A 6,000-nucleotide genomic window follows, 5' to 3' on the forward strand; every position below is an offset into this window, starting at 1 on the left:
GAATGCCTCAAGTGACGCTCCGCGTTCCAGCTGTGGAGGGGACGCGGAGCGTCCCGGGCTGCATTCCCACGCAGAGCATGGGAACGATCAATTGCCACACTTGCCGAATGATCGGTGCCAATTCTGGCCCCTTCGCGAGCAGGCTCCCACATTGAAATGCGGTCTACTGTGGGAGCGAGCCTGCTCGCGAAGACTGACGTGTGAGCAATGCAGCACCCTCTGGCAGAAAAAAACCGCCGTCCCGATAACACGGACGGCGGTTTTTTCGTTTCAGACGGCGCTTACACCGTATCCACCTTCAACGAATGATCATTCAGCATTCCGCTGATGATCGTCGCCGTGTCATGCCCGCCAGCCACCATGCCGCCCGCCCCCGGCGTGACGCCGTAGTGACTGGCAAGGTTGACGCCGGCCAGATCAATCGTCTGGTTCGGCGTGGCGCCGGCCATGGCGCTGACGTCGATGCTGGTCATCACCGACGCGCCGCTGCCGCTGACGGTGAAGTGCAGGTAATCGTCCAGCGAGGCGGTGCTGCCGTTTTCGCCTTGCAGCAGTTGCGACAGGTCGAGCTTGTCGGTGCCGGGGGTGAAGTCGGTGATCAGGTCGTGGCCGCTGTTGCCCTTGAGCCACTGGAAGGTGTCTGCGCCGGCGCCGCCGGTCAGGGTGTTGTTGCCCAGGCCGCCGATCAGCAGGTCGTCGCCACCGCCACCGTTGAGGGTGTCGTTGCCGAGGCCGCCGTTGATCACGTTGCTGTTGTTGTCGCCGGTGAGGCTGTCGTTGAAGTTCGAGCCGAGCAGGTTTTCGATGCCGGTCAGGGTATCGCTGCCGGCGCCCAGGGTGTTTTGCGCCCCGAGCAGGCCGAGGTTGACGGTGACGCCGGCGGTGGCGTGAGCGTAGCTGGCGGTATCGATGCCAGTGCCGCCGTCGAGCAGATCGTTGCCCGCGCCGCTGTAGAGCAAATCATTGCCGGCGCCGCCGTGCAGCTCGTTGTTGCCGCTGCCGGCGGTGAGTACATCGTTGCCGTCGCCGGCATTGATGATGTTGTCGCCGTTGCCAGCCACCAGTACGTCATCGCCTGAGGTGCCGGTGAGGATGTGGCCGTCCTGATAGCTGATGCTGACGTTGGCCGTGTCGCTGCCGCCGTGGTTGTCGTTGGCGGTGTAGGCCCCGTGATAATCCGCGGTCACGTCGTGGGCACCGGCGTAGTTCAACGTCATGGTCAGCTGATAGTTTTCCGCCACGTTCGGGTTGCCGTTGCCCGTGGCGTTGGCGATGTTGGTGATGTGGATCTGATAGACGCCATCGGCCGATGCAGTCAAGGTTTGCCCGTCCGCCAGGGTTACATAGGCGCCGCCGTTGATCGAGTACTCCATGCTGATCCGACCGGGATCGAGGTTGTGATCCAGGTTGAGGGTTTCGCCTTGGCGCAGGTTGACGGTGATGCGGTCCTCGTCGTTGGCGTTGCTGTTGCTCACCGTGCCGAGATAACCCGTGACAACGAGCACGGCAGTCATGGTCGCGGCAGTGGCATTAAACGCGTTGCGCACGTTGGCGAGGTTCTGGTTGGCCGTGTTGTTGCTCTGGTTGTTGAAGGTGATCGCCCCCGTGCCGGTGAAGTCCGCCGCTTTTGAAATCCAGCCGGTGTTGAAACTGGTCGGTGTGGCGTTGAGGGTATCGCCGTTGGGGTCGGTGTCATTGGCCAGCAACAGTTCGCCTGGCACCACAATGTTGCTTGAGAGCACATTGGTGATGACGTGATCGTCCATCGCCACCGGTGGCGCGTTGGGGATCACTTTGACGGTCAGCGTCGAGCTGGCGAGGTCGCCGTCGTTGTCGCTGACGGTGAAGCCGATGTTCTCGGTGATGACCACGGCGGTGGTTTTCTGCGAGGTGTAGGTATACTCGCCGGTGTCGAGGTTGATCAGCAAGGTGCCACTATTGTTGGTGGCGATGCTCAGCGTGTTGTTGGCGGTGTTGAAGGTGCCGTGATTGGCCCCGCCGCTCGCGGTCAACGAGCCCTGGCCGCTGAGGGCTTTCGGATCGTAGCTGTAGGTGGTGCCATCGATCACGATGGACTTGATGAAGCCGCCATCGGCACCGAACGAACCGCCCTCACCGAGCAGCGAGCCGGTGACCGGCGCCCCCTGCACTGTGCCGGACAATACCGAGTTGAGCTGATTGAGGTCGGTGACCACCACCGCGTTGGTGTTGGTGTGGCTGATGCCGTCATACGCCAGCGGGTCGAGGTTGGCGTTGCTCACGCCGCTGCCCAGGCCAATGGCGTAATTCTTGATGTTGTTGGCATCAAGGAAGTTTTTCAGCGCGGCTTCGTCGGCCGTGCCGATGTCGCCCTCGTTGGGTTTGCCATCGGAAAAGAAGTAACCGACGTTCTGCGCCCCGGTGAGTTTGCCCGAAGTGTTGAACGCGCTCTGCATCACCGCCACCGCGGCGTCGTAATTGGTGCCGCCGCCGGCGCTGAGCCCGGCGAGCAGGGTTTTCGCCGTGGCGACATCGACCCACACCGAGGTGCGATCGGTGGCGCCGCTGCTGAAGGTGACGAGCTGCACTTTCACATCGCCAAGGTCATCGTATTTTTCGAGCAAGGCGCTGATGGCCTGCTTGGCCAGGTCCAGCCGTGACAGGCCTGGAACGCCAGAAGCGTCGGCCATGCTCCCGGAAATGTCGAGGACGATGAGGATGTTGGAATCGATTTCCACTGCCGTCACCGAGCGATCCGACGCGACGGCTTTCGGCACGTCGTCGACGATGTTCACCACCAGTGTGCTGGTGGTGCTGTTGCCCAGCGCATCGGTGGCTTTGTAGGTAAAGCTTTCGCTCAGGGTGTTCGGCCCGTCGTTGGCGTTCGGCGTGGTTTTCGGCGCCGAGGTCAGCGTGTAGGTGTAGGTGCCGTCGGCGTTGAGCAGCAGCTGCCCGTAGCTGCCGGTTGCACTGCCGACCAGGGTATACGTGATCGCGCCTGTTCCGCCGGAAACTGCCCCCACCAGCGTGCCGGTCGCGGTTTCGCCGCTGTTGGCAGGATCGCTACCGGTCACCATGCCGGGCGCCAAATCCTGGCCATCCTTGGTCAGGTCGAGGGCTTTTTCATAAACCGTGACGTCCTGATCGACCGACGCCACCAGTTTGCTGTCGGCGACGTTGATGGTGATGGTCGTGGTGCTTTCATCGCCGTCGCTGTCGCGCACGGTATAGGTAAACGTGTCGGTGGCGCCCGGTGGGCTCACCGAGTTCGGGTTGCTGTGATAAACGGCGTTACCAGCGGCATCGAGGGTCAGGTAGCCGTACGCGCCGTTGATATTGCTGTTGAGCCCGCCGATGGCCGAGCTGCCGGTATTGCTGCCGGCGCGCACGCCGACCACCGTCGCCGCGCCGTCGGCACCACTGATGTCATTGCCGAGCACGCTGAGGTTGAGCGTGCTGCCCTCCGCCACCGCGCCGGCGTCGGGCGTGGCGGTCGGCAGATCGTCGACGATGTTGACGTTGATCTGGCCACTGGCGCTGCTGCCGTCGGTGTCAGTCGCGACGACGGCGAAGTTCTCGGTGAGGCTGTTGGCGCCGTTGGCATTCGGATGCGTTTCGTTATCGACCAAGGTGTAGCTGTAACTTACGACGCCGCTGGCCGGGTTGTAACCGGTGACAGTAAACGTGCTGCCCAGCGGCGAAACCACCGATTGCGGGAAGCCGGAGGCGACACCGTTAGTCACCACGGCGATGCCACCGACGGTCAGGGTTTGCAGGCCATCGAGGGCCGTTACCGTGAAGGTGCCGCTCTGGGTCAGTGCCGGTGTATCGGGGCTGGTGCCGTCACTGAGATTTTTTTCGTAGACGGTGAGTTCACCGCCTTTCACATCGAGGCCGTCAAGGCAGATCGGGTCGTCGTTGTTATGGATGTTCAGCACCAGATTGGCCGTGCTGGTATCGCCGTCGGCATCGGTCAATGTGTAGGTGAAGGTCTCACTGCCGTTGCCACCGCCGCCGAGGTTTTTGAAGTCCGCATCGTTGGTGTTGAGCGTATAGGTGTAGGTGCCGTTGGCGTTGAGCACCAGCGTGCCGTAAGTACCGGTGAAGGTGCCGGGGGTGATCGGTCCGGCATTCGGTCCGGTGGCCACCACGTCGGCGCCTTGCACGTCATTGGTCAATACATTGCCGGTGAGGGTCAGTTGGTTTTCCGACGCGGAGTTGGCGTTGCTGTCATTCAGTGCTTTCGGCACGTCGTCGACGACGCTGATCACAATCGTACTGGTGACGATGTTACCCAGTGAATCAGTGGCCTGATAAGTGAAGGTTTCCGTCAGGGTGTTGGCACCGTCGTCGGCCTGCGGCGTGGTGGTCGCCGGCGAAGTCAGGGTGTAGGTGTAGGTGCCGTTAGGGTTGAGCTGAATCTGCCCATAGTTGCCGCTGGCGCTGCCGACCAGCGCATAGCTGATCGCGCCGACCGCGCCGGTGACCGAACCGACCAGCGTGCCGGATGCGGTTTCGCCGCTGTTGCCCGGATCACTGCCGACCACGCTGCCCGCCGCCAGATCCTGGCCGTCCTTGTTCAGATCGAGGGCTTTTTCATAGACAGTGACATCGCTGTCACTGACCGCTTTCAGGCAGCTGTTATAGACATCAATGGTGATGGTGGTGGTGCTCTCATCACCGTCGGCATCACGCACGGTGTAGGTGAACACGTCTACCGCGCCCGGGCCGTTCACCGTGTTGGGATTGCTGTGGTAGACCGCGTTACCGTTGGCATCAAGGGTCAGGTAACCGTAGGTGCCGTTGATCTGCGAATTGAGGCCGCCGATGGCTGATGTGGACGTGTCGGCACCGGCGCGCACGCCGACGACCGCGCCGGTGATGGCCGGGCCATCCGCGCCGCCGACGTCGTTATCCAACACATTGCCGCTGACCGTGCCGCCCTCCTTCACTGACGCAGCGTCGGCGTACGCACTCGGCAAGTCGTCGACGATGTTGACGTTGATCTGGCCGCTGGCCGTGCTGCCGTCGGTGTCCGTGGCCACAACATTGAAGTTCTCGGTAATGCTGTTTGCGCCGTTGGCGTTCGGATGGGCTTCGTTGTCGACCAGGGTGTAGCTGTAGCTGACCACGCCGGTGGCCGGGTTGTAACCGGTGATGGTCAGCGTACTGCCGAGCGGCGTGACGATCGACTGTGGAAAGCCTGCGGCCACGCCGTTGGTGACCACGGCGATGCCGCCGACGGTCAAGGTGGTGACGCCGTCGAGCGCGGTGATGGTGAAGGTGCCGCTTTGGGTCAGCGCGCCGGCATTCGGGGCGCTGCCGTCGCTGAGATTGCTTTCGTTGACCGTCAGCTCGCCGCCATTCACATCGAGGCCGTCGATGATCACCGGATCGTCATTGTTGTGGATTTGCAGAACCAGGTTGGCGGTGCTGGTATCGCCGTCGGCATCAGTGATGGTGTAGGCAAAGGTTTCGGTGCCATTGCCGCCACCGGTCAGCGCTTTGAAATCCGCGTCGCTGGTGTTCAGCGTGTAGGTGTAGGTGCCGTCGGCATTGAGCACAAGAGTGCCGTAAGTGCCGGTGAAAGTGCCTGGCGTAACCGGGCCGGTCGGCACGCGGTCGGCACCTTGCACGTCGTTGGTCAGCACGTTGCCGGTCAGGGTCAGTTGAGTCTCGGACGCGGTGCCATTGTTGTCGTCGAACGCCTTGGGCACGTCGTCGGTGATGTTGACGTCGAGGGTACCGGTGGCGGTGGTGCCGTTGTCATCGACCACGGTGACAGCGAACTGCTCTGGCAGATTATTCGTGCCGTTGCCGTTCGGGTGCGCTTCGTTATCGACCGGGGTGTAGCTGTAGCTGACCACGCCGGTGGCCGGGTTGAAACCGGTAACGGTCAGCGTGCTGCCCAGCGGTGTGGTGATCGATTGCGGGAAGCCTGCGGCCACGCCGTTGGTGACCACGGCGATACCGCCGACGGTCAGGGTGCTGACGCCGTCGAGTGCGGTGATGGTAAAGGTG

At 62.4% G+C, this 6,000-nt stretch carries 1 protein-coding gene; it reads right to left on the reverse strand.

What is annotated here, in order from left to right:
* Positions 1–281 precede the first annotated feature (281 nt).
* Positions 282–6,000: Ig-like domain-containing protein (locus tag ACGSLL_RS26160; protein ID WP_394508445.1), on the reverse strand; the 5,719-nt coding region annotated here is incomplete at its 5' end.

The organism is Pseudomonas retamae, from assembly GCF_043496865.1.
Classification (GTDB): domain Bacteria; phylum Pseudomonadota; class Gammaproteobacteria; order Pseudomonadales; family Pseudomonadaceae; genus Aquipseudomonas; species Aquipseudomonas retamae.